This is a genomic window from Gibbsiella dentisursi, assembly GCF_039539505.1.
Classification (GTDB): Bacteria; Pseudomonadota; Gammaproteobacteria; order Enterobacterales; family Enterobacteriaceae; genus Gibbsiella; species Gibbsiella quercinecans.
The window spans coordinates 43,193-68,550 of sequence record NZ_BAABDG010000009.1 but is presented as its reverse complement, the minus strand read 5'-3'; the positions used below and the strand labels follow the sequence as shown (position 1 = coordinate 68,550).

Sequence of the window (25,358 nt, the reverse complement as noted above, 5' to 3'; positions counted from 1 at the left end):
TTGATAAGAACTCCGGTTTTCCCCCTCTCCCACAGGGAGAGGGAGCCATCCGTGCAATAGTGGACGTTTATCAAATGATTTAAAAATAGCGCTACAACAAGGGTTTGGCGCGGCACTAATCTTGATAAGAACTCCGGTTTTCCCCCTCTCCCTCTGGGAGAGGGAGCCATCCGTGCAATAGTGGAAGCTCAGTATTCCGCTTATCAAATAATTTAAAAATAGCGCTACAACAGGGTTTAGCGCGGCACTAATCTTGATAAGAACTCCGGTTTTCCCCCTCTCCCTCTGGGAGAGGGCTGGGGTGAGGGTGCCGGGTGAGGGAAACATCCGCCGCCTGCGCGCCAGCTTTTACCCGCTTAAACTCCGACTATTTTTTGTTCACCGTTCGTGATTTCGATCATACTTTTACACTCTGTCGCTTTCGCATGGAACCGGTTCCATCTAACGTATTTATAACAGCAATAAAAAACGCAGCCGATTCAGGAGCGGGTATGAAAAAAGAAATTATCGTCGTGACCGGTGCCTATGGCGCCGAAGCCGTCCTCCAGCAAGGTGGCCAGGCGGCGCTGCTGCCGCTTATTGCGCAGGCTGGCGCAGACGGCGTGGAGATTCGCCGCGAGCTGTTCAGCGCGCAAGACATCGACGCCCTGCCGGCGCTAGCCGAGGCCATCGCACAGCACGGGCTATTCGCCGTCTATTCCGCTCCGGAAGCCTTATTTACGCCGCAGCATGCGCTTAACCCAAACCTGGAAGCGCGCCTGGCCGAAGCACAGATCCTGCACGCCCGCCAGCTCAAGCTGTCGCTCGGCCATTATCAGCCGGGGTTTGACTTCACCCCGTTGAAAGTGGCTCTGGAAAAATACCCGCTGCAGTTGGTGGTTGAAAACGATCAAACCCCCGACTGCGGCGTTTTGCCGATGCTCAACGCCTTCTTCCACGCCGCAGAAGACAACCACCTGCCGGTAGGGATGACCTTTGATATGGCCAACTGGCTGTGGGTGGGGCAAGACGCGCAGGCCGCGGCCGAGCGCCTGGCGCGCCACGTCAGCTATATCCACGTGAAGGCCGCCGCCCAGGGCCCGCACGGCTGGCGCGCCATTGCGCTGGATGAAACCGACGGCAGTTGGCGCAATCTGTTGGCCCTGTTGCCGCAGGACGCGCCGCGGGGTATTGAGTTCCCATTACAGGGCGACGATCTGGCGGCAGTCACCCGCCACTACGTTAATCTTTTACGTGCGGAGTAAACATGATGGCAACACAGACAACCGAACGCTATTCAGCATTGGACGTCGTCACCCTGGGCGAAGCCATGGCGATGTTCGTCGCGGCGCAACCGGGCGATCTGGCAGAAGTGGAAACCTTCACCAAGCGCATTGCCGGCGCCGAGTTGAACGTGGCCATCGGCCTGTCACGCCTGGGCCTCAACGTCGGCTGGGTGAGCCGGGTGGGCAACGATGCTTTTGGCCGTTTCACCTTGCAGCAGTTGAAACAAGAGGGGGTTAACGCCCACTGCGTTACCGTGGACGGCCACTACCCGACCGGTTTTCAGATGAAATCCAAAGCCCTGGATGGAACCGATCCCATTGTGGAGTATTTCCGTAAAGGTTCGGCCGCCAGCCATCTTTCCACCGCCGATTTTGATCGGGATTACTTTGGCCGCGCCCGCCACCTGCACCTGAGCGGCGTGGCGGCGGCGCTGTCCGGCTCCTCGCTGGCGCTGTGCCACTACGCCGCACGCGAAATGCGCGCCATGGGCAAAACCATCTCCTTCGATCCCAACCTGCGCCCGGTGCTGTGGCCAAGCCAGGCGGTGATGATCGCGCAGCTTAACGCACTGGCGTTTGCCGCCGACTGGGTGCTGCCAGGGCTGAAGGAAGGCCAAATCCTGACCGGCCAGTCAACGCCGGAAGGCATCGCCGATTTCTATCTGGAGCACGGCGTGCAGGCGGTGCTGATCAAAACCGGCCCGGAAGGCGCCTGGTTCAAAACCGCCGCCGGCGATCAGGCCGTGGTGCCGGCGGTAAAAGTCAGCAACGTGGTGGATACCGTGGGTGCGGGAGACGGCTTTGCCGTGGGGGCGATCAGCGCCCTGCTGGAAGGCAAAACGCTGAAACAGGCGGTGCAACGCGGCAATAAAATCGGCTCGCTGGCGATCCAGGCCATCGGCGATAGCGAAGGCCTGCCGACCCGCGCCGCCTTGGCCGAATCATAAACCGATAAAAACGATTCACGGATTAACCGCCCGCTCCCAACGGCGTACGCCTCTTGCCCTACAGCCAGGACGTGCTGGGAGAATACTGGCCCCGTGGGTTGCCAGGCTATAAGCCAGGCTGCCAACGGGGAAACAAGACACCACTGAGGAGTCTGAACATGAGTACAGCAACTGTCGCAGTCAAACGCTGGTGGTACATCATGCCCATCGTGTTTATCACCTATAGCCTGGCCTATCTCGACCGCGCTAACTTCAGTTTTGCTTCTGCCGCCGGCATCAATGAAGATCTCGGCATCACCAAAGGCATGGCATCCCTGCTAGGCGCCCTGTTCTTTCTCGGCTACTTTTTCTTCCAGATCCCCGGCGCGATCTACGCCGAACGGCGCAGCGTCAAAAAGCTGATCTTCTGGTGCCTGATCCTGTGGGGCGGCTGCGCCTCGCTGACCGGGATCGTCAGTAACATCCCCATGCTGGCGGCAATCCGCTTTATTCTTGGCGTGGTGGAGGCCGCCGTCATGCCGGCGATGCTGATTTACATCAGCAACTGGTTCACCAAATCTGAACGTTCGCGCGCCAATACCTTTTTAATCCTGGGCAACCCGGTGACGGTGCTGTGGATGTCGGTCGTTTCCGGCTATCTGATCCACGCCTTCGGCTGGCGGGAAATGTTCATCTTTGAAGGCATCCCGGCGATCATCTGGGCCTTCTGCTGGTGGGTGCTGGTGCAAGACAAACCCGCGCAGGCCAACTGGCTGAGCAAAGACGAAAAGCTGGCGCTACAACAGCAGTTGGAAGAAGAACAGAAAGGCATCAAGGCGGTGCGCAACTACAGCGAAGCCTTCCGTTCCCGCAACGTGATCCTGCTGTGCGTGCAATACTTTGCCTGGAGCATCGGCGTCTACGGTTTTGTGCTGTGGCTGCCTTCCATCCTGCGCAGCGGTATGCAGATGGGCATGGTTGAAGCGGGCTGGCTGTCTGCGGTGCCTTACCTGGCCGCGACCATCGCCATGATCGTGGTTTCCTGGGCGTCGGACAAAATGCAAAACCGTAAGCTGTTTGTCTGGCCGCTGCTGCTGCTGGGCGCGCTGGCGTTCTTCGGCTCCTACGCCATTGGCCCGAATCATTTCTGGATCTCTTACGGCCTGCTGGTGGTTGCCGGCGCGGCGATGTACGCCCCATACGGGCCGTTCTTCGCCATTATTCCGGAAATGCTGCCGAAAAACGTGGCCGGCGGCGCCATGGCGCTAATTAACAGCATGGGCGCCCTGGGCTCGTTCTTTGGCTCCTGGTTCGTCGGCTACCTGAACGGCGCAACCGGCACGCCGGCCGCCTCATACATGTTTATGGCCATCGCGCTGGTGGTAGCGGTAGTGCTGACGCTGGTGGTAAAGCCCGCCCGCGCTGAAACCCACCCGCAAATGGCCTGATGGGGATGGATTATCTCAGCAGAGGGGCAGGCGGCACGCCCCTCTGCACGCTATGCTTTATGCTATGTTGGATGAATTATTAGCCTGCTGGAGTTTGTAATGAAGCCTTCCATTGTATTGTACCGAAGCATCCCGACCGATCTGCTTGAACGGCTGGAGCAGCATTTTACCGTGCATACCTTCAACAGCCTGACCCCGGATAACCCGGAACACCTGAAACAGGTATTGCAACAGGCCGAAGGGATCATCGGCACCGGCGGCAAAGTGGATGAAGCCTTTCTGCAACAGGCGCCGAATCTGCGCGCGGCTTCGACCATTTCCGTCGGCTACGACAACTTCGACGTCGCCGCACTCAACGCCCACAATGTCGTCCTGATGCACACCCCCACCGTGCTGACGGAAACCGTAGCGGACACCATCATGGGCCTGGTGCTGGCGACCGCACGCCGTATCGTAGAAGTGGCCGAGCGGGTTAAAGCCGGCGAATGGCAACACAGTATCGGCCCGGACTGGTTCGGGGTGGATGTTCACCATAAGACCATGGGGATCCTCGGTATGGGGCGCATCGGGCTGGCGCTGGCGCAGCGCGCGCACTTCGGCTTCGGTATGCCGATACTGTATAACGCCCGCCGCACCCATGAAGAAGCCGATCGGCGCTTTAACGCCCGCCGCTGCGATCTGGATACGCTCCTGGCGGAATCCGACTTTATCTGCATCACGCTGCCGCTGACGGAGCAGACCTTCCACATGATTGGCGCCGAACAGCTGGCGAAGATGAAAAAGAGCGGCATCCTGATCAACGCGGGCCGTGGCTCAGTGGTGGATGAAAACGCGCTGATCGCCGCGCTGCAAAACGGCACCATTCATGCCGCCGGGCTGGACGTATTCGAAGAGGAGCCGCTGCCGGTCAGTTCCCCGTTGTTGAAGCTGCCGAATGTGGTCGCCCTGCCGCACATCGGCTCGGCAACCCATGAAACACGCTACGGTATGGCTGAGTGCGCCGTAGATAACCTGATTGCCGCGCTGACCGGCACCGTAACGGAAAACTGCGTTAACCCCCAGATCCTGAAGCGCTAACGCGCCTCCCCCTGACGCCTCATCCCCGCATTTCCGCCGCGGGGATGAGGCTATTTTTGCCTTCTCCTGCACACTGAAAGCGACCCTACGATAACAATGCTTCCCGCCACGTGTAAGGAGCGCTATGAAACGCCTGACCCTCACCCTTTTGATGCTATTGCCCCCGGCGGCGCTGGCCGACTGGGCGCTGCAACCCTTCCCCGCATTTCAGGAATCCCCCAGCGGCCTGTTCAGCAGCCAGGCCACGCTGCAAAAGGGGCAACTGCCGCTGCGGCTCTACCAGGACCAACAGTGCTGGCAGCCCACCGAGGCAGTAAAGCTCAACCAAACCCTTTCGCTACAGCCGTGCGGCAACAATCCGCCGGTGAACTGGCGGCTGTTCCGCGACGGCGAATACCAGGTGCGTATTGATACCCGCAGCGGCACGCCAACCCTGCAGTTGAGCCTGAAGGCGCAGGAAGCCAGCGCCGCGGTAACGGCCCACACCTGCCAGCGCTGGGACGGCAACCCGGTGACGGTGGATGTCGGCGGCACCTTCGCCGAAGGCGAAACGGTGCGCGATTTCTATTCCGGCCAGACCGCCACCGTCACACAGGGCAAAGTCACCCTGAAGCCGGCCGCCGACAGCGGCGGCATCATGCTGCTTGAAACGGCGATGACGGAAAACGCCGCGCCGTTCAGTTGGCAAAACGCCACCGTGTATTTTGTACTGACCGATCGCTTTGAAAACGGCAACCCCGGCAATGACCATAGCTATGGCCGCCGCAGCGACGGTATGCAGGAGATCGGCACTTTCCACGGCGGCGATCTGGCCGGCCTGACCAACCGGCTGGATTACCTGCAGCAGCTTGGCGTCAACGCGCTATGGATAAGCTCGCCGCTGGAACAAATCCACGGCTGGGTTGGCGGCGGCACCAAAGGCGACTTCCCGCACTATGCCTACCATGGCTACTACACCCAGGACTGGACCCGGCTGGATGCAAACATGGGCAACGAACAGGATCTGCGTACGCTGGTTGAACAGGCGCACAAGCGCGGCATCCGCATCCTGTTCGATGTGGTGGTGAACCACGTTGGCTACGCTACCCTGGCCGATATGCAAACCTTCCAGTTCGGCTCGCTGTATCTGAAGGGCAGTGACATTGAAAAAACGCTGGGTAAAAACTGGGGCGACTGGCAGCCAGCGCGCGGCCAGAACTGGCACAGTTTCAATGATTACATCAATTTCAGCGATAAAGCCGGCTGGGCGACCTGGTGGGGCAAAAACTGGATCCGCACCGACATCGGGGATTACGACTCGCCGGGCTATAGCGATCTCACCATGTCGCTGGCGTTCCTGCCGGACATCAAAACCGAAACCGCCGGCGCCAGCGGCCTGCCGCTGTTTTACCGCCACAAACCGGATACGGCGGCAAAAGAGATCCCGGGCGCCACCACCCGCGACTACCTGACGCAATGGCTCAGCCAATGGGTGCGCGACTACGGCATTGACGGCTTTCGCGTCGACACCGCCAAGCACGTTGATAAGCCAACGCTGGCGCAGCTAAAACAGCGCGCCGCCGCGGCGCTACAGGCCTGGAAGGCCGCCAACCCCGGCCAGGCGCTGGATGACGGCCCCTTCTGGATGACCGGCGAAGCCTGGGGCCACGGCGTGATGAAAAGCGATTATTACCACAACGGCTTCGATGCAATGATCAACTTCGACTTTCAGGATCGGGCGGCCGAAGCGCTGAACTGTTTCTCAAATATCGATCCCACTTACCAGCAGATGGCCGACAAGCTGCAAGGCTTCAATGTGCTCAGCTATCTTTCATCGCACGACACACGGCTATTTTTCAGCAGCGATGCCAAAGGATCGCTGCCGCTGCAACAGCGCGCGGCGGATTTGCTGTTGCTGGCGCCGGGCGCGGTGCAGATCTACTACGGCGATGAGAGCGCGCGCGCCTTTGGCCCCACCGGCTCCGATCCGTTGCAGGGCACCCGTTCGGACATGAACTGGCAGGAACTGCAGGGCGCCAAAGCGCCGGTGCTGGCCCACTGGCAACGCCTGGGCGCATTCCGCGCCCGCCACCCGGCCGTTGGCGCAGGCACGCAGCAATCGCAACAGACCGCCCGTTACTACGCCTTCAGCCGCCAGCACGCCGGCGATAAAGTGATGGTGGTTTGGGTGGGCGAACGGCCACAGTAAAACAGTGGATTATGCTAAAAATAAACCGCCGAATGAAGTTTACGCCCGGTGGTTTATTTTTCCGGCGCATTGCACCGGAGTTTGTCTGGCGGTATGGTGACGGATTAACCTGCTAAAAATAATATTGCTACACCTATGACTTTTTCACTTTTCGGCGACAAATTTACCCGTTACGCGGGCATCACCCGCTTAATGGACGATCTGAACGAAGGCCTGCGAACCCCAGGCGCCATCATGCTTGGCGGCGGAAACCCGGCGCAAATCCCCGAGATGGAGAGCTACTTCAAACAGCTGTGCCAGGAGATGCTCGAACAGGGCAAGCTGACCGAAGCCCTGTGCAACTATGACGGCCCTCAGGGCAAGGATACGCTGCTGAAAGCGCTGGCCAAGTTGCTGCGTGACGAGCTTGGTTGGCAAATAGAGCCACAGAATATTGCACTGACAAATGGCAGCCAGAGCGCATTTTTCTACTTATTTAACCTGTTTGCCGGCCGCTATGCCGACGGCAGCCGCCGCCGCGTGCTGTTCCCCCTGGCGCCGGAGTACATTGGCTACGCCGATGCCGGCCTGGACGAAGGGCTGTTTGTCTCCGCCAAACCCAATATCGAACTGCTGCCGGGCGGCCAGTTCAAGTATCACGTCGATTTTGAACACCTGAACATCAGCAACGATATCGGCATGATCTGCGTCTCCCGCCCGACCAACCCCACCGGCAACGTGATCACCGACGACGAGCTGATCAAGCTGGACGCGCTGGCGCAGCAGCACGATATCCCGCTGGTGATCGATAACGCCTACGGCGTGCCGTTCCCCGGCATTATCTTCAGTGAAGCCACCCCGCTGTGGAACCCCAACATCATTCTGTGCATGAGCCTGTCCAAGCTCGGCCTGCCGGGTTCGCGCTGCGGGATCGTGGTTGCCGACGAGAAGACCATCAGCGCATTGAGCAATATGAACGGCATCATCAGCCTGTCGCCGGGCAGTATCGGCCCCGCGCTGGCGGCGGAAATGATCGCCCGCGGCGATCTGCTGCGCCTGTCCAATGAGGTTATTCGCCCCTTTTACCGCCAACGCGTGGAGCAGACGATCGACATTATCCGCCGCTACCTGCCGGCGGAGCGTTGCCTGATCCACAAACCGGAAGGCGCTATCTTCCTCTGGCTATGGTTTAAGGATCTGCCGATCACCACCGAGCTGCTCTATCAGCGGCTGAAAAAGCGCGGCGTGCTGATGGTGCCGGGGCACTATTTCTTCCCGGGGCTGGAGCATGAGTGGCCGCACACCCACCAGTGCATGCGCATGAACTACGTGCCCGATCCGGAGAAAATAGAGCAAGGGGTGAAAATCCTGGCGGAAGAGATTGAGCGCGCTCACCGGGAAGTGAATGCCGCGGCGCCTGCCGTGCAAATCCGCTAGCCGCCAACGGGGCCGCCGCGGCAGCCCCTATATGGCCCAGAACAGCACCGCCAGCAGCTGCGGCGAGATGATGCGCAGGAACATCGCCAGCGGGTAAACCGTGGCATAGGACAGCGCCGCCGCGCCGCTGGTCGGGTGCAGGTTGTTGGCAAAAGCCAGCGCCGGCGGATCGGTCATTGAGCCGGCCAGCATGCCCGATAGCGTCAGGTAATTCATCTTGCCGACTAGCCGGGCCAAGACGCCCACCGCGATCAGCGGGATGGCGGTGATCAGCACCCCATAGCCCACCCATGCCAGCCCGTCGCCGTTCACCAGCGTATCGACAAAGTTGCCGCCCGACTTCAAGCCCACCACCGCCAGAAACAGCACGATACCCAGTTCACGCAGCGCCAGGTTGGCGCCCGGCGGCATAAACCAATACAGCTTGCCGATGCTGCCGATCCGCCCCAGAATCAGCGCCACCACCAGCGGGCCGCCGGCAAGCCCCAGACGCAGCGCCGCCGGGAAACCGGGCACGAACAGCGGGATCGAGCCGAGCAACACCCCCAGCCCCACGCCGATAAACACCGGCAGCATATGCACCTGCTGTAACTTTTGCCTGGCGTTGCCCACGATGGCCGCCACCGCGTCAATCGCCTCCGGCCGGCCAACCAGATTGAGAATGTCGCCGAACTGCAGCGACACATTGCTGCCGGCGACCAGCTCCACCCCGGCCCGGTTCAGCCGCGACACCACCACGTCATATTTTTGCTTCAGGTTCAGCTCGCGGATTTTCTTGCCCAACACTTGCTCATTGGTGACCACGGCGCGCACGACCTGCAGCGTGGTGCCGCGGGTGGAAAGCGAGGCGTCCACCTCTTCCCCGATCACCAGCCGGGCGCTTTCCAGGCTTTCCCGCTTGCCGACCAGGTGCAGATAATCCCCCAGTTCCAGCTTTTCGTGCGGTGCGGGCACCATCAGCAGATCGCCCCGCTTCAGCCGCGAACAGATGATGTCGTCGCCGTTAAGCAGCGGCACCTGCTGAATGGCGATACCGTGCAGGTTCTGGTTACGCACCGCGACGTTCATGGTGTGCAGCAGTTCACGGCTATTGCCCTGGCTATCGTCAAATGCCTGCGCTTCCTGCTCGATGTTGATGCGGAAAAACAGCCGCAGCAGCCACATCACCAGCAGAATGCCGCAGATGCCGAACGGGTATGCCATCGCATAGCCCATTCCCATGCGATCGACCAGCGCCGGATCGGAACCGAGATCGGTCAGGATTTGTTGGCCGGCGCCCAATGCCGGGGTGTTGGTCACCGCGCCGGAGAAAACGCCGAGGATAATCGGCAGGGGAACGTCAAACAGCTTGTGCACCACGGCCGCCACCACGCCGCCAATCAACACCAGCAGGATGGCGAAGCCGTTTAGCCGTAGCCCGGAAACGCGCAGGGAGTAAAAAAACCCCGGCCCAACCTGAATGCCAATGGTATAGACGAACAGGATCAGGCCAAACTCCTGGATAAAATGCAGCATGTCACTGTTGAGATCGATCTGGTAAACCTGGGCAAAATGGCCGACGATAATGCCGCCAAACAGCACGCCGCCGATCCCCAACCCCACGCCGTACACTTTCCAGTTGCCGATCCACAGCCCAAGAACGGCCACCAACGCCAGCATGCTGACAGCCTGTGCAATATCGCTCATAGGTTACGACCTTAAGACAAGTTTGAAACCTTGCTCTACGTTGTAGGATAGATGCTTAACCTGAGGGATTCTGACATAAGGCAACGCGAGTGAATGCGGAGTGTGCCACAGAACGAAACGGGGGAAGCCCTTTCAGGCCTCCCCCGTAAAATATAACGCTTTTCAGGCGGTTATTTTGCTTCTATCCCGGGCGTGCTGCCAATCGCGATCCGCTGTGGCTGCAGCGCTTCCGGTATCTGGCGCACCAGATCGATATGCAGCAGGCCGTTTTCAAACGCGGCCTCGGATACGTGCAAATGCTCAGCCAGGGTAAAGCTCAGAGTAAACTCTTTGCATACCAGCCCCTGGTGCAGATATTCCACCGGTTTTTCCGGCAGTGCAGGTTTGCCGCGCACGGTCAGGCGTGGGCCTTCCACTTCAATATCCAGCTCACTTTGTTTAAAACCGGCCAGCGCCAGGGAGATGCGATAATGGTTATCGTCGCTCTTTTCGATATTGTAGGGCGGGAACCCTTGCGGCTCCTGGCTGCCCATTGAGCTTGCCAGTTTATCAAAGCCGATCCACTGACGCAGTAGTGGGGATAAATCGTAATTACGCATAATATTAACTCCTTCTATGAAGCGAGATTATTACCCGTGGCCTTGCAACGGCGATCGGGCATGACGTTATTTGCCCCCTGTCGGCGGGCAGTACGATATTTTCATCGGTAAAAATCACCGATGAAAATAACAATTATTTAATTTCAATTTTGCGTGGCTTTAAGGTTTCCGGCACCACGCGTTCCAGATCGATATACAGCAAGCCGTTTTCCAGTTTGGCGCCTTTAATTTGGATATGTTCCGCCAGCTGGAATTTGCGTTCGAAATTGCGCTCTGCAATCCCCTGGTATAAATAGGTTTTTTCCGCGCTCTCGCGTTGATGCGCACCGCGGACGGTCAACAGGTTGTCATGCGTGGTAATGTCCAGCTCATCTTCGGCAAAACCGGCGACGGCGATAGCGATGCGGTAATGATTTTCATCAACCAGTTCAACGTTATACGGCGGGTAGCCGCCGTTGCCCTGGCTTTGGCCCGCTTCCAGAGCGTTAAACAGGCGATCGAAGCCAATCGCGGAACGGTAGAGTGGTGCCAGATCGAAATTACGCATAAAACAGCCTCCTAAAATACCTCAGCAAGGTTTAAACATTTGGCCTTCCATTATGGACAGGCCGCTAGCCGGAATCCCCTGACGGCGAACTCCGCGTTGCTCTCATTATCAGATAGGGGTGGACGGTGTTTTTTCAATGGGTAACGCGCAAAAAATAATGGCAAAATGCGATGAAAGCCCATTTATCTCTTACAATGAAGTGAGAGAACGGCCACAGAGCGGGACTTTGCTCTTTTAAAAACATCTTATGATGTTATAAATCAGCAAATTAGGGGTTCTACTCCCCATCAGGATGGATAATGATGATAAAGATAAAAGTGATAGCGGCCAGTTGCCTGCTGTTGGCCACCGGCGGGTGTTCGAGTGTGATGAGCCATACCGGGCCAAACCAGGGCTACTACCCTGGCACCCGTGCCAGCGTTGATATGCTAAAGGATGACAATACCAGCTGGGCCATGATGCCGTTGGTGGCTATCGATCTGCCGTTTTCTGCGGTGATGGATACGGTACTGCTGCCTTACGACTATATGCGCGCCGGCAAAGACAAGGCGGAGGATTCACCGCGCGAACGCCTGCTGCGCAATGAAGGGCAGCAGACGGCGGCCGGCAAACAAAACACCGCGCCGGCCAATCAATAGCGCGGGCCGGACTGCGCTATTGATTCACACCACCGGCCCAACCACAAAGATTTGGCTGACCCCCGCGACTTCGCGCATATAGGCAATCCATTGGCCATCCGGGGAAAACACCACCGCATCGCCGCTCGGCGGCTGTGGCGTCCGCGCCGTCAGGCGCTGCATGCGCCCGTTGGCAACATCACACAGCATCACGCTGTTATCACACACCAACGCGATTTTATCCCCCTGCGGGTGCCAACTGAAGGCTGACTGCACGCTATGTTCACTCTGGCTAATCTGGCGCGGCGCGCCGCCGTTCGGCGAAACGGACCACAGTTGTACCATGCCCCGGTCATCTTTCATCAAAAACGCGATTTGGCTACCGTCGGGCGAACTGCGTAACCAATGGCGCGGCGTGGTCGCCACCCCGGGATAGCGGCGAGCGCCGGTGTTAGTCAGGCGCCGCTGGGTAACGCCAAGCGGCGGCGCCGGCAGCGTGGTTTCGGTGCCCTGCAGCGGCTCGGCGCCGGCTTTGGCATAGGCGGCATCGTTGGCCGGCAAATCGACGATAAAGACTTCCGGCTGCTTTTCCCCACGGGCAGAGACGGTATCGCCAATAAACGCCAATGCCCAACGCTGGCGGCTGCCGTCGGGTTTCACATAGCCATTATTGCCGATCCACCCCTCTTCATACGCGCGGTTGATGTCATCGCTGCCTGGCTGCGGCTGCGCCACCGTCCGGCTGACCAGCACACAGAAGTGGCTGCCGTCATATTCACGCGGGTGCTGTTTCGGCGGAGTAACGCCGTGCAGCGGTATGGCTACCCCCACATTGCGCAGATCCAGCGCCGGATCGCGTTCATGCAGCACGTGATCGTTATAGGTGAAGCTCAGGCGGCTGCCATCCGGGCTGAACACGTGTACGTGGCTGCCACCGCGCAGTGCGCCGGGCGTGAAGGGCGGGGTAATATCGAGCGCATCCAGGGTAACCGCCAGTTCGCGATCCGGCTCGCTGACGATCACGCCGCGGCGGTGATGGAAATCATACTGCCAACGGCTGTCCGGGTGTTCCGGGCCGTGGATAAAGGCATAACGCGCCGGGGCATCGGGGCTGACGGTGACCACGCCAACGTGCGCGCCGAACTGGGCGCGGTATACCACTTCAACCTCGCCGGTGAACACATTGACTCGTTCAATGGTCAAGCCGGTAAAAGACGCGCCGCTGGGGCGCACGTCATAGGCCAACCACTGGCCACACGGCGTCCAGACGTTAATGTTGGTTAGCTGATGCCCGCGCTCAGCGAAGGTCAGCTGTTTTTCCCGATAGCTCATGGCGGCTCCTTTCAGACAGAGGCACCATGATAACGGCTTACGGGCTATTTTGAACCTGGCCCGTGCTCGAAATCCCCATGTATGACGTCGTTTTATTGGCCGGCAATAAAAAAATAAACAGCGCTTAAATAATAGATTTACTCTTTGCCGTTACCGGTGCGCTATTTACTCGAATCGCTTAATTAAATCGATGGCATAGATAGAAGGTCAACGCAACGCGCTAAATAGGCTATTAAAATGATTTATAAATAGCATGCCGGTTGGCTACCGGCATGCTATTCCGGCTATGTTATCTTTTTCTGACGGAATCGACGTCGATTTTTACCCGGCTATCGTTACGATCGATCTCCCCCACCAGCGTAACGGTGCCGGTATAGTGGCGCAGCCTTTCGTCGTCGTCGTCATCAACTTCAATAACGATCTGCCCGGTATGGTCTTTAAACAAGTAGTTTTCATCACCCAGATATTTAACGATTTTCCCGGTCAACGTCACATCCTGATTATCGCGCATGTGTTTTGCCTGGCTGACCGTATGCGCCATAGCGGAAACGCTAAACAGACTCAGCAGGGATGCCAAAACCCATTTTTTCATATTACCGTTCTCTTTTTTATTGGTTTGCCTATCATGTTTCCGCTGATGCTCTGCGGCTGCGGCCTATAATAACGCAGGAATTTATAGCGTGTTATATCTGCGATAAAAATAGGATTATGCTTAGGAAATGATTTATATATTCCGTTAGATATATAAATCAGATAAATATTAAAATAACCAGGCGCCGGGATTAAACACAAAAAATATGAATGTATTAGCGCTATCCTTATGATTAACTTATGCTCTTAAGTTACGTCCAGAGGAAAAGCGGCGTAGGCTTACATGGCGAAACCCGTCAACCGGACAACGGGTTACCACTATCAGAGAAACATTAAGGAATCTGCATGAGCAACCTATTTGATGAGATCGTATCCGCACACCGGCTATTGCGCCCGCAGGTACGCGTGACGCCACTGGAGCACAGCCCGGCATTGTCGCAGCAACTGGGCTGCGAACTGTATCTGAAGTGCGATCACCTGCAACTAACGGGCTCATTCAAGTTCCGCGGCGCCAGCAACAAACTGCGCCTGTTGAGCAGCGAGCAGCGCAAGCGCGGCGTGATCGCGGCGTCTACCGGCAACCACGGCCTGGCGATGGCGCAGGCCGGCAGGCTGGCGGGCATTAACGTTACCGTTTATGCGCCGGAAAGCGTCGCCAAAATAAAAAGGGCGGCGATTAGCGCGCTGGGCGCGCAGGTGGAACTGGTGCCGGGCGATGGGCTCAATGCCGAATTGCAAGGCAAAGCCGCCGCTGCCGAACAACAAAAAACCTATGTTTCACCCTATAACGATGTGCAGGTGATTGCCGGCCAAGGTACCTGCGGCATGGAGCTGGTAGAGCAACAGCCCGATCTGGACGCGGTATTCGTCGCCGTAGGCGGTGGTGGCTACATTACCGGTATTGGTACCGTTCTGCAGCGATTGTCGCCAAAAACTGAACTTATTGCCTGCTGGCCGGAAAACGCCACCAGTATGTACAGCGCGCTGGAAGCCGGGGAGATTTTCCCGGTGGAAGAACAAGAAACGCTTTCCGACGGCACCGCCGGCGGCGTAGAACCCGGCGCCGTCACCTTCACGCCCTGCCAACAATTGATCGACCGTAAAGTGCTGGTCAGTGAGGCGCAGATCAAACAGGCTATGCGGCTGCTCGCCGCCAGCGAACGCTGGATGATAGAAGGCGCCGCCGGCGTGGCGCTGGCAGCGGCGATTAAACTGGCGCCGGAATATCAAGGGAAAAAGGTGGCGGTGGTACTGTGCGGCAGAAATATCGATTTGGATAAATACCTGAAAGCTCTCGGCGATAGCCAGCAGGTATAAGCAACCTCGCCTTCTCTGCCCGCCGCAGAGAAGGCGAAGCCTGGCGGGAATCAGGCGTTGAGCACAAACTTTTCAATGGCGCGCGCGACGCCATCTTCGGCATTGGTGGTGGTGACGAACTGTGCTATCTGCTTGAGTTCCGGGATGGCGTTGCCCATCGCCACGCCGACGCCGGCATAGTCGACCATTGCGTAGTCGTTGCTTTGATCGCCCAGCGCCATCACGTTTTCCTGCTTGATGCCAAGATGTTGGGCCAGTTTCCGCACCCCGGCCCCTTTATCTGCCTTTTTACTCAGGATCTCGAGGTAGTAAGGCGCACTCTTCACTATGGTGTAACCTGCCTTCGCTTCCGGCGGCAGGCGGGCGATGGCGCTGTCAAGCAATGCCGGCTCGTCAATCATCATCACTTTCGGGAAACGCAGCTGGCGATCCATCTCTTCCACACTGCGGTATTTCAGCGGAATGCCGGTCAGCGATGCTTCGTGGATGGTGTATTTGCCGATGTCTTTGTTGGCGGTATACAGCGTGTTGAAATCAAAGGCCTGGAAGTGGACGCCGAGCTCGCGCGCCAGTTTCTCAAAATACAGATAGTCATCAAAATCCAGCGTTTCCTGCAGCAGGCAAGCGCCATCCGCCGCCTGTAATACCAGAGCGCCGTTGTAGGTAATGCAATAATCATTGCCGCCTTGAATATCCAACTGCCGCAGATAATTCTGCACGCCAACGTAAGGCCGCCCCGTTGCCAACACCACGTGTACCCCCTGGCGGCGCGCCTGGGTAATAGCGTCCTTGACCCCTGGCGTTATCTGGTTCTGCGGATCCAGCAGCGTCCCATCCATATCAATTGCGATCAGTTCAATAGCCATCAACACGTTCTCCCAGTGATTTCCCACATGCTAGCGCGTTTTTGTCCGCCCTGTCAGCGATAAACGCGCATAAAAAAATCCGCCCAGGATAACCTGCGCGGATTTTTGCCAAGCCGATAACGCAAGACTTCAGACGCGTTGGCGGCGGTTAGATATCGATGTTCGCCGCTTTCAGGGCGTTCTCTTCGATAAAGGCACGGCGTGGCTCAACCGCATCCCCCATCAGCGTGGTAAACAGCTGGTCTGCCGCAATCGCATCCTTCACGGTCACGCGCAACATGCGGCGGCCTTCCGGATCCATGGTGGTTTCCCACAGCTGTTCCGGGTTCATTTCGCCCAACCCTTTGTAGCGTTGAACGGACAGGCCGCGGCGGGACTCTTTCACCAACCATTCCAGCGCCTGCTCGAAGCTGCTCACCGGCTGGCGGCGCTCGCCGCGTTCGATGTAGGCGTCTTCTTCAATCAGGCCGCGCAGTGTTTCACCCAGTTGGCAGATCTTGCGGTATTCGCCACCGTGAATGAAATCGAAATCCAGCTGATAGTCCGTATCCACGCCGTGGGTACGGATACGCAGCGCCGGCTCAAACATCTGGCGCTCACGGTTTTCGTGAATAACGTAGCTGTAGCTGCTGCCGTGCTGCTCTTTCTCGTTCAGCAGTTTCACCAGTGATTCGATCCAGGCCTGCACTTTGGCACGATCGCTAAAATCATCTTCGTGCAGCGTCGGCTGGTAAATCAGGTTGTTCAGCAGCGCACGCGGGTAGCGGCGCTCCATGCGGCCGATCAGCTTCTGCACGCTATAGTGCTCGGCGACCAGCTTCTCCAGCGGCGCGCCGGCCAGCGCTGGCGCACTGGCGTTGGTATGCAGCGAAGCACCGTCCATCGCAATAGCGATCTGGTACTGATCCATCGCTTCATCATCTTTGATGTACTGTTCCTGCTTGCCTTTTTTCACCTTGTACAGCGGCGGCTGAGCAATAAACACGTGGCCGCGCTCGATGATTTCCGGCATCTGGCGATAGAAGAAGGTCAACAGCAGCGTACGGATGTGCGAACCATCGACGTCGGCATCGGTCATGATGATGATGCTGTGGTAACGCAGTTTATCCGGGTTGTATTCATCGCGGCCAATGCCGCAGCCCAACGCGGTGATCAGCGTAGCCACTTCCTGTGAAGACAGCATTTTGTCGAAGCGCGCCTTCTCCACGTTGAGGATTTTACCTTTCAACGGCAGAATCGCCTGGTTCTTGCGGTTACGCCCCTGCTTGGCAGAGCCGCCCGCCGAGTCCCCTTCCACCAGGTACAGTTCGGAGTGGGCCGGATCGCGCTCCTGGCAGTCGGCCAGTTTGCCCGGCAGGCCGGCCAGATCCAGCGCACCCTTGCGGCGGGTCATTTCACGGGCCTTACGCGCGGCTTCACGCGCACGCGCCGCATCAATGATTTTGCCGACCACGATTTTGGCATCAGATGGGTTTTCCAGCAGGTATTCCGCCAGCAGTTCGTTCATCTGTTGTTCAACCGCGGTTTTCACTTCTGAAGAAACCAGTTTGTCTTTGGTCTGAGAAGAGAACTTCGGATCCGGTACTTTTACTGACACCACGGCAATCAGGCCTTCGCGCGCATCGTCGCCGGTGGCGCTGACTTTCGCTTTTTTGCTGTAGCCTTCTTTATCCATATAGGCGTTTAGGGTACGGGTCATGGCGGCGCGGAAGCCGGCCAGGTGGGTACCCCCATCGCGCTGTGGGATGTTGTTGGTAAAGCAGTAAATGTTTTCCTGGAAGCCGTCGTTCCACTGCAGCGCGACTTCCACGCCGATATCATCCTTCACGGTGGAGAAATAGAACACCGTTGGGTGGATCGGGGTTTTGTTTTTGTTCAGATATTCAACAAACGCCTTGATCCCGCCTTCATAGTGGAAGTGGTCTTCTTTATCGGTGCGCTTGTCTTTCAGGCGGATAGAAACCCCGGAGTTAAGGAACGACAGTTCCCGCAGGCGTTTAGCCAGGATTTCGTACTGGAATTCGGTTTGGTTGGTGAACGTCTGGTAGCTTGGCCAGAAACGCACCATGGTGCCGGTTTGATCGGTTTCACCCACCACTTTCAGCGCCCCTTGCGGTTCGCCATGGCTGTAGGTCTGCTCATGCACCTTGCCTTCGCGGCGAATCACCAGCTCAAGCTTCTCGGACAAGGCGTTAACAACCGATACGCCCACGCCGTGCAGGCCGCCGGAAACCTTATAGGAGTTATCATCGAACTTACCGCCGGCGTGCAGGACGGTCATGATTACCTGCGCCGCGGAAACCCCTTCTTCCTCGTGAATACCGGTTGGGATCCCACGGCCATCATCCTGCACCGAGACGGAGTTGTCGGCATGGATGGTTACCTGAATGTCACTACAGTGGCCAGCGAGTGCTTCGTCGATAGCGTTGTCCACAACCTCGAATACCATGTGATGCAGGCCGGTGCCGTCATCGGTATCACCGATATACATGCCTGGGCGTTTACGCACCGCGTCCAGCCCTTTTAATACCTTGATACTTGAGGAGTCATAAGAATTCGACATCAACGTTTCTCGCTCATTTTAGTCCTGTGGTTGAACCTCTATTTTACCTTGTTCCACGCGGAACATCTTGCCCTTTTCACCAGCCATATCGGTAACTTGCTCAGCGCTAATGGCGCTGACAAATACCTGGGCCTGGGTAGCTTTCAGGCGATCGGCCAGCAACCGGCGACGGCCGGTGTCCAGCTCGGAGGCAAAATCATCAATCAGATACAGGCAACGCCGCCCGCTCTGCCGGGTGAGAAACTCACCCTGCGCTAAGCGCAACGCGCACATCAGCAGTTTTAGCTGACCGCGCGATAATAAATCCTCTACCGGCGTGCCATCGGCACGAATGCGGAAATCCGCCTTATGCGGCCCCAACGCGGTATAGGTTAACGCCCTGTCGCGTTCAAACTGGCGTTCCAACAGTTCGCCATAGTCGCTCTCTTTATCCCAACCGCGCTGGAATGAAAAGCTCAGGGCAAATTCGGGCAGAAACTGCGTGCACGTCGCGGCAATATCCGCGGCAAGCGCATCGCAATAATCCGCCCGCCACGCGCTGATACGTTCCGCCAGCGGGATCAGTTCCTGATCCCAGGCGCGAATCTGCGCGTAGCGGCTTACCTGACGCAGCGCGGCATTGCGCTGCTTCAGCAAGCGTTTTAAGTTACTCCAGGCGATGAAGAAACCGGGATCGTTGTGAAAACACCCCCAGTCCAGAAAGGCGCGGCGGAATTTCGGCCCGCCGTTAAGCAGGGTGAAACCTTCAGGCGTAATCAGTTGCATCGGCAACAATTGGGCAAGCTCGGCCACCTTATGGCCGTCGCTGCCGTCAATGCGCACCTTGCCGTCTCCCTGGCGATTTTTGCTCAGCCCCACCGACAGCTCGCGTTCGGCGCCGCTGTCGATCCGGCCATGCAAAATGAATTCAGGTTGATCGTGGCGGATCACGCGCCCGGCCTGCAGGCTGCGAAATGCGCGCCCATGCCCCAGCGTATATACCGCTTCCAGCACGCTGGTTTTGCCGCTGCCGTTGGCGCCCACCAGAAAGTTAAAGCCGGCGGCCGGCTCCAGATCCGCCGCTTCAATATTGCGGAAATCTTTAATCAGTAAACGCGTCAGAGCCATACCAATTCCATCATTGGGAAAAATATGCTCAATGTAAGGGCGCTATCGGCACAGGCCGTTTACCTGTGGGCCGCGCACAACCGCCGGCGCGTACACCAACTACGCGAGGCTGGCGGGCGCCGCCCAAACGGAAACATAGCAAGTCAGCAAGCCCCGGCATCGATCACAATCGCATTGGCATGACAACATACGCCGCCGCCTGGCTGGCGCTGTCTTCAATCTGCACGCTGGAAACCGAATCGGTCAGCAGCAGGCGCACGTCTTCGCATTTCAGCGCATTTAATACGTCGAGCACGTAGCTGACGTTGAAGCCGATTTCCATTTCAGTGCCGCCGTAGCTGACATCAAGGATCTCTTCCGCTTCTTCCTGCTCCGGGTTGTTGGCGGTGATTTTGAGCTGGTTCTCACTCACATACAGCCGCACGCCACGGAATTTCTCGTTCGACAGGATCGCCGCACGAGCAAACGCCTGTTTGAGCAGATCGCAGCCGGCTTCCAGGGTTTTGTCGGGGTTTTTCGGCAATACGCGGCGATAATCCGGGAAACGGCCGTCAACCAGCTTGGACGTAAAGATAAAATCGCCGACGTGGGCGCGAATGTTGTTGCTGCCGATTTGCAGCTGCAACAGCGAATCACCGCCGTCGAGCAAACGCACCAGTTCCATCACCCCTTTACGCGGCACGATCACCGAATGGGAAGGCAACTGCTGGCCGATAGGCATGGAGCACACCGCCAGGCGATGGCCGTCGGTGGCGACCGTGCGCAGCTCTTCGCCTTCGGTTTCAAACAGCATACCGTTCAGGTAGTAACGCACGTCCTGGTGCGCCATGGAAAACTGGGTCGCTTCGATCAAGCGTTTCAGCGTGGCCTGCGGCAACGTGAACTCGACGTCGCTTTGCCAGTCATCCAGATTGGGGAAATCCGCCGCCGGCAGCGTAGACAGCGAAAAGCGGCTGCGGCCGGAACGCACCAGCATCCGTTCGCCTTCCAGCTGAACGGCGATTTCAGCGCCTTCCGGCAGGCCACGGCAGATGTCAAAAAACTTACGCGCAGGGACTGTCGTCGCGCCCGCTTCGTGGGGCTGAGACAGGGCAACGCGCGCCACCATTTCCATTTCCAGATCGGTGCCGGTCAGCAGCAACGAGCCTTCCGTCACCTGCAGCAGCAGGTTACCCAGAATCGGCAGCGTCGGGCGGCCGCCCAGTGGGCTGCTCACCTGTTGCAGCGGTTTTAGCAGATGCTCACGTTCAACGATAAATTTCATAGCGCTATGAGGATAATGTTCTGATTAAATTGGAAAAATCTTCTTTGATGTCGTGGCTTTCCTCACGCAACTGCTCGATTTTACGGCAGGCGTGCAACACCGTGGTATGGTCGCGACCACCAAACGCATCGCCGATTTCCGGCAGACTGTGGTTGGTGAGCTCTTTTGCCAATGCCATCGCCATCTGGCGCGGGCGGGCAACCGAGCGTGAACGCCGTTTGGACAGCAAATCCGCGACTTTAATTTTATAATATTCCGCCACCGTCTTCTGAATGTTATCGATGGTGACCAGCTTTTCCTGCAACGCCAGCAGATCGCGCAGCGCCTCACGCACAAAATCGATGGTGATGGCGCGCCCGGTAAAGTTCGCATTGGCGATCACCCGGTTCAGCGCGCCTTCAAGCTCACGCACATTGGAACGCAGGCGCTTGGCGATGAAGAACGCCACTTCGCCCGGCAGACGAATATCGTTCTCGTCGGCCTTTTTCATCAGGATCGCCACGCGGGTTTCCAGCTCCGGCGGCTCGATCGCCACAGTCAGCCCCCAGCCAAAACGAGACTTCAGGCGATCTTCCACCCCATTGATTTCTTTAGGGTAGCGGTCTGACGTCAGAATGATCTGCTGGTTGCCTTCAAGCAGCGCATTGAAGGTGTGGAAGAACTCTTCCTGCGAACGCTCCTTGTTGGCGAAGAATTGGATGTCATCGATCAGCAGTGCATCAACCGAGCGGTAGTAACGCTTGAACTCTTCAATGGCATTATTCTGCAAGGCTTTGACCATATCCTGAACAAAGCGTTCCGAATGCATGTACACCACCTTGGCGTTGGCCTTGCGCGCCATAATGCCGTTACCCACCGCGTGCAACAGGTGAGTTTTACCCAGGCCGGTGCCGCCGTACAAAAACAGCGGGTTATACGCGCCGCCGGGGTTGTCTGCCACCTGGCGCGCCGCAGCGCGCGCCAGCTGGTTCGATTTACCTTCAACGAAGTTATCGAACGTATGCTTGGGATTGACGTTGGAACGGTAAGAAAGCTCGGGCTGCGGTGCCGCGTTATCCCAGCTGGGGCGTGAGGGCGCCGCCATGCGCGCTGCCACCGGCGCCACCGGGGCGCTGCTGCGGCTTTCGGCCACCGCCGGGTTGAGGATTTGGCTCACCGGCTTGCTCCCCACTTCGAAACGCAGCAAAGGGGCATCGGTACCGCAGAAATCATTCAGCAGACCATTGATATTGTTTAAGTACTTATCGCGCACCCAGTCCAGCACAAAGCGATTCGGCGCATACAGCGCCAGGGTGTTGTCACTCAGTTCCGCCTGCAAGGGGCGTATCCACATACTAAATTCTGTGGCAGGTAACTCATCCTGCAATCGGGCAAGACACTGCTGCCAAAGCGAAAGTGACACGGCGAACTCCACTCGAACAAGATCAATAAAAGAAAAGAATCGGGCTACTTTATATGACTCATGATTTTTGACACACGCCCGGCAACGGCTGACTGCCTGTGGGCCTGCGAACCGCCTTTCACGGTTTATCCCCTGTATTTGTGCGAACCGCAGCAACGCCGGCTTTATGTACAAGCCACCAGACCGAGGTTCGACATCCATCGGGGTTAATGCCCATCACGATCCCACGATGGGGATCGCGATCGGAATGACGGATCATAGCGCAAATGGCGCAAGAGATCCTCCCCTTCATCACAGATTAGATCCATTTTATCCACAGGCCGTGGCCGGCGACGATCTTTTCATCATAAGCCGTTCAATACAGGAGAGATCCCGAATTCAGGCCGGCGTTTTTTCACCGCCAACAGGTTATACCCGGTTATCCACGGCGGATCTTTTCGCCAAAGCGCAAGGATCGCGCCGGGATCCTTGCGCTTTAAGCGCGAGTCCGTATAATCTTCGCCCTACGTGTGATACCTGGTTCCTTCATGGTGTGTTATTTGCCAGACAGGATTCTGCGGTGACCACGGGCCAAAACCGGATTTTCCTCCGTATTGGCAAGCAACCAGGTAGGCTAGCGCGATGTGAATTGACTCAGGACTGTACAATTATTACAATCCCGCCTCTTTATATGTTGCGATTGAGGCGTCGGTCGTTTTCACGCCGAGTAGCCAAACGCGTTTACTGATCAGTAATTATTTTAAGTTTAGGTAGAAATCGCTATGAAACGCACTTTCCAACCGTCCGTATTGAAGCGCAACCGTAGCCACGGTTTCCGTGCTCGTATGGCCACCAAAAATGGTCGTCAAGTTCTGGCCCGCCGTCGTGCGAAAGGCCGTGCTCGTCTGACTGTTTCTAAGTAATAAAAGCTAACCCACCGAGTGGTTAAGCTCGCTTTTCCCAGGGAGTTACGTTTGTTAACTCCCACTCATTTCACTTTCGTCTTCCAGCAGCCACAACGGGCTGGCACGCCGCAAATCACCATCCTCGGCCGCCTGAACCAGCTGGGGCATCCCCGCATCGGTCTTACCGTCGCCAAAAAACACGTCAAGCGCGCGCATGAGCGCAATCGGATCAAACGCCTTACCCGCGAAAGCTTCCGTTTGCACCAGCACAATTTGCCGCCGATGGATTTTGTCGTGGTTGCCAAAAAGGGGGTCGCGGATCTTGATAACCGCGCGCTGACGGAAGCGTTGGAAAAATTATGGCGTCGTCACTGTCGCCAGGCGCCCGCATCCTGATCGGGCTGGTGCGGGCCTATCAGCTCGTGCTCAGCCCGTTGCTTGGGCCGCGCTGTCGCTTCCAGCCAACATGCTCTCATTACGCAATTGAGGCATTACGCAGGTTTGGCATGATAAAAGGCAGTTGGTTGGCAGTGAAACGCGTATTAAAATGCCACCCTTTGAACCCAGGTGGTGATGATCCCGTGCCGCCGAAAACTGACAATAACAGAGAACACTAACGATGGATTCGCAACGCAATCTTCTCCTCATCGCTCTGCTGTTCGTGTCTTTCATGATCTGGCAGGCCTGGCAAACGGATAATGCTCCGCAACCAGCCGCCCAGACCACGCAACAGACCACGAACGCAGCAACCGGTGATGCAGCCAGCCAGGCCGTGCCAGCCAGTGGGCAGGGTAAGCTGATTACGGTTAATACAGACGTGCTGTCGCTGACCATCAATACCCGTGGTGGTGACATCGAGCAGGCTAAACTGTTGGCTTACCCGGATACTCTGGGTTCATCAACGCCGTTCCAACTGCTGGAAACGACGCCATCGTTTGTTTATCAGGCGCAAAGCGGCCTGACGGGCAAAAACGGGCCGGACAACCCAGCCAACGGCGAACGCCCGCTGTTCCAGGCGGCGCAAGACACCTTTACGCTGGCGGATGGCCAGGATGAACTGCGAATCCCACTGACCTATACCCGTGACGGCGTGGAATTCACCAAGACGTTCGTGCTCAAACGCAACCACTATGCCGTGGGTGTGGATTACAGCATCAACAACCAAAGCGCCAACCCGTTGGAGCTGTCTCTGTTCGGCCAGTTGAAACAAACCGCCGAACTGCCTAAGCACCGCGATACCGGCAGCAACAACTTTGCGCTGCACACCTTCCGCGGCGCCGCGTTCTCGACCAACGACACCAAATACGAGAAATACGCGTTCGATAAAGAAGAATACCTGAACGTCAACACGCAGGGCGGTTGGGTTGCGATGCTGCAGCAATATTTCGCCACTGCCTGGGTGCCGGCGACGCAGGGCAGCAACACCTTCTACACCGCCAAACCGGGCGACAATCTGTCTGCCATCGGCTTTAAATCTGCGCCGGTTATCGTGCAGCCGGGCGCACAACAGCAGCTTAACGCGACGCTGTGGGTTGGCCCAGAACTGCAGGATCAGATGGCTCAGCTGGCGCCGCACCTGGATCTGACCGTGGATTACGGCTGGCTGTGGTTTATTTCCCAACCGCTGTTCAAACTGCTGAAGTTCATTCACGGCTTTATCGGCAACTGGGGCTTCTCGATCATCATCATCACCTTCATCGTGCGTGGCATCATGTATCCGCTGACCAAAGCGCAGTACACCTCGATGGCCAAAATGCGCATGCTGCAGCCAAAACTGCAGGCAATGCGTGAGCGCATCGGTGATGATAAACAGCGCATGAGCCAGGAAATGATGGCGCTGTACAAGTCAGAGAAAGTGAACCCGCTGGGCGGCTGCCTGCCGCTGGTGATACAGATGCCTATTTTCCTGGCGTTGTATTACATGCTGATGGGCTCGGTTGAGCTGCGCCACGCACCGTTCGCGCTGTGGATCCACGATCTGTCCGCGCAGGATCCATACTACATCCTGCCAATCCTGATGGGCGTTACGATGTTCTTCATCCAGAAGATGTCGCCGACCACCGTGACGGACCCGATGCAGCAGAAGATCATGACCTTCATGCCGGTGATCTTCACCGTGTTCTTCCTGTGGTTCCCGTCTGGCCTGGTGTTGTACTATATCGTCAGCAACCTGGTCACCATCATCCAGCAGCAGCTGATTTACCGCGGGCTGGAAAAACGTGGCCTGCACAGCCGCGAAAAGAAAAAGTCGTAAGCGTATTGA

At 57.4% G+C, this 25,358-nt stretch carries 22 protein-coding genes; 12 read left to right on the top strand and 10 right to left on the bottom strand.

The window, feature by feature from the left end:
- The first annotated feature begins 491 nt into the window (after nt 1-491).
- The 6 genes from ABFX35_RS19275 to ABFX35_RS19250 all read left to right on the top strand — a co-directional run bounded on the left by ABFX35_RS19275 (nt 492) and on the right by ABFX35_RS19250 (nt 8,320).
- Nucleotides 492-1,244 carry a sugar phosphate isomerase/epimerase family protein gene (locus ABFX35_RS19275; protein ID WP_346082509.1) on the top strand — a complete coding sequence of 251 codons (753 nt, stop codon included), beginning with the start codon at nt 492-494 and terminating at the stop codon, nt 1,242-1,244.
- 2 nt (nt 1,245-1,246) lie between these two features.
- Entirely contained in the window at nt 1,247-2,212 is a 966-nt protein-coding gene (locus ABFX35_RS19270) for a sugar kinase (protein WP_423783688.1), read from the top strand.
- A 158-nt stretch (nt 2,213-2,370) separates the two neighbouring features.
- Nucleotides 2,371-3,639: an MFS transporter gene (locus ABFX35_RS19265; protein WP_346082507.1), complete on the top strand. Its 1,269-nt coding sequence runs from the start codon at nt 2,371-2,373 to the stop codon at nt 3,637-3,639.
- A gap of 99 nt (nt 3,640-3,738) precedes the next feature.
- A complete protein-coding gene (gene ghrB, locus ABFX35_RS19260) occupies nt 3,739-4,716 on the top strand; it encodes a glyoxylate/hydroxypyruvate reductase GhrB (RefSeq protein WP_346082505.1) in 978 nt (325 codons plus the stop codon).
- 124 nt (nt 4,717-4,840) lie between these two features.
- Nucleotides 4,841-6,904, top strand: coding sequence for an alpha-amylase (locus ABFX35_RS19255; protein WP_346082504.1), 2,064 nt, complete (start codon nt 4,841-4,843; stop codon nt 6,902-6,904).
- Nucleotides 6,905-7,039: 135 nt separating this feature from the next.
- On the top strand, nt 7,040-8,320 hold the full coding sequence (locus ABFX35_RS19250) for a valine--pyruvate transaminase (RefSeq protein WP_095846474.1): 1,281 nt from the start codon (nt 7,040-7,042) through the stop codon (nt 8,318-8,320).
- Between the two features lie 27 nt (nt 8,321-8,347).
- On the opposite strand, the gene ABFX35_RS19245 is transcribed toward ABFX35_RS19250, so the two are convergent.
- From ABFX35_RS19245 to ibpA, 3 genes are all read right to left on the bottom strand, one after another.
- Nucleotides 8,348-10,006: a putative transporter gene (locus ABFX35_RS19245; RefSeq protein WP_279028365.1), complete on the bottom strand. Its 1,659-nt coding sequence runs from the start codon at nt 10,004-10,006 to the stop codon at nt 8,348-8,350.
- A gap of 170 nt (nt 10,007-10,176) precedes the next feature.
- Complete coding sequence (gene ibpB, locus ABFX35_RS19240; RefSeq protein ID WP_279028364.1) at nt 10,177-10,605, bottom strand: small heat shock chaperone IbpB; 429 nt, start codon at nt 10,603-10,605, stop codon at nt 10,177-10,179.
- Between the two features lie 133 nt (nt 10,606-10,738).
- Complete coding sequence (gene ibpA / locus ABFX35_RS19235) at nt 10,739-11,152, bottom strand: small heat shock chaperone IbpA (RefSeq protein ID WP_279028361.1); 414 nt, start codon at nt 11,150-11,152, stop codon at nt 10,739-10,741.
- A 302-nt stretch (nt 11,153-11,454) separates the two neighbouring features.
- Between ibpA and ABFX35_RS19230 the strand changes: the two genes are divergently transcribed.
- On the top strand, nt 11,455-11,790 hold the full coding sequence (locus ABFX35_RS19230; RefSeq protein WP_279028275.1) for a YceK/YidQ family lipoprotein: 336 nt from the start codon (nt 11,455-11,457) through the stop codon (nt 11,788-11,790).
- Between the two features lie 24 nt (nt 11,791-11,814).
- Here ABFX35_RS19230 and ABFX35_RS19225 read toward each other — a convergent pair whose 3' ends face one another.
- A complete protein-coding gene (locus ABFX35_RS19225) occupies nt 11,815-13,101 on the bottom strand; it encodes a YidR family protein (RefSeq protein ID WP_346082503.1) in 1,287 nt (428 codons plus the stop codon).
- Nucleotides 13,102-13,390: 289 nt separating this feature from the next.
- Nucleotides 13,391-13,693 (bottom strand): NirD/YgiW/YdeI family stress tolerance protein, encoded by a 303-nt coding sequence (locus ABFX35_RS19220; RefSeq protein WP_279028270.1) that lies wholly within the window; start codon nt 13,691-13,693, stop codon nt 13,391-13,393.
- Nucleotides 13,694-14,037: 344 nt separating this feature from the next.
- On the opposite strand from ABFX35_RS19220, the gene ABFX35_RS19215 reads away from it, so the two are divergent.
- Entirely contained in the window at nt 14,038-15,009 is a 972-nt protein-coding gene (locus ABFX35_RS19215; protein WP_346082502.1) for a threonine/serine dehydratase, read from the top strand.
- Between the two features lie 50 nt (nt 15,010-15,059).
- Here ABFX35_RS19215 and yidA read toward each other — a convergent pair whose 3' ends face one another.
- From yidA to dnaA, 5 genes are all read right to left on the bottom strand, one after another.
- Complete coding sequence (yidA, locus tag ABFX35_RS19210) at nt 15,060-15,875, bottom strand: sugar-phosphatase (RefSeq protein WP_346082501.1); 816 nt, start codon at nt 15,873-15,875, stop codon at nt 15,060-15,062.
- 148 nt (nt 15,876-16,023) lie between these two features.
- A complete protein-coding gene (gene gyrB / locus ABFX35_RS19205) occupies nt 16,024-18,438 on the bottom strand; it encodes a DNA topoisomerase (ATP-hydrolyzing) subunit B (protein WP_279028262.1) in 2,415 nt (804 codons plus the stop codon).
- A gap of 18 nt (nt 18,439-18,456) precedes the next feature.
- Nucleotides 18,457-19,545: a DNA replication/repair protein RecF gene (gene recF, locus ABFX35_RS19200; protein ID WP_095846484.1), complete on the bottom strand. Its 1,089-nt coding sequence runs from the start codon at nt 19,543-19,545 to the stop codon at nt 18,457-18,459.
- 163 nt (nt 19,546-19,708) lie between these two features.
- Nucleotides 19,709-20,809, bottom strand: coding sequence for a DNA polymerase III subunit beta (dnaN, locus tag ABFX35_RS19195; RefSeq protein ID WP_346082500.1), 1,101 nt, complete (start codon nt 20,807-20,809; stop codon nt 19,709-19,711).
- 4 nt (nt 20,810-20,813) lie between these two features.
- Nucleotides 20,814-22,211 (bottom strand): chromosomal replication initiator protein DnaA, encoded by a 1,398-nt coding sequence (gene dnaA, locus ABFX35_RS19190; protein WP_279028257.1) that lies wholly within the window; start codon nt 22,209-22,211, stop codon nt 20,814-20,816.
- Nucleotides 22,212-22,972: 761 nt separating this feature from the next.
- On the opposite strand from dnaA, the gene rpmH reads away from it, so the two are divergent.
- From rpmH to yidC, 4 genes are read left to right on the top strand one after another with little or no spacing between them, the layout of a single operon-like run.
- Entirely contained in the window at nt 22,973-23,113 is a 141-nt protein-coding gene (gene rpmH, locus ABFX35_RS19185; RefSeq protein WP_000831330.1) for a 50S ribosomal protein L34, read from the top strand.
- Between the two features lie 18 nt (nt 23,114-23,131).
- Nucleotides 23,132-23,491: a ribonuclease P protein component gene (gene rnpA / locus ABFX35_RS19180; RefSeq protein ID WP_095846488.1), complete on the top strand. Its 360-nt coding sequence runs from the start codon at nt 23,132-23,134 to the stop codon at nt 23,489-23,491.
- Nucleotides 23,455-23,712 (top strand): membrane protein insertion efficiency factor YidD, encoded by a 258-nt coding sequence (yidD, locus tag ABFX35_RS19175; protein ID WP_095846489.1) that lies wholly within the window; start codon nt 23,455-23,457, stop codon nt 23,710-23,712. Before rnpA ends, yidD begins: the two co-directional genes overlap by 37 nt.
- Before the next feature lie 2 nt (nt 23,713-23,714).
- Nucleotides 23,715-25,349 carry a membrane protein insertase YidC gene (gene yidC / locus ABFX35_RS19170; protein WP_279028767.1) on the top strand — a complete coding sequence of 545 codons (1,635 nt, stop codon included), beginning with the start codon at nt 23,715-23,717 and terminating at the stop codon, nt 25,347-25,349.
- Nucleotides 25,350-25,358 lie beyond the last annotated feature (9 nt).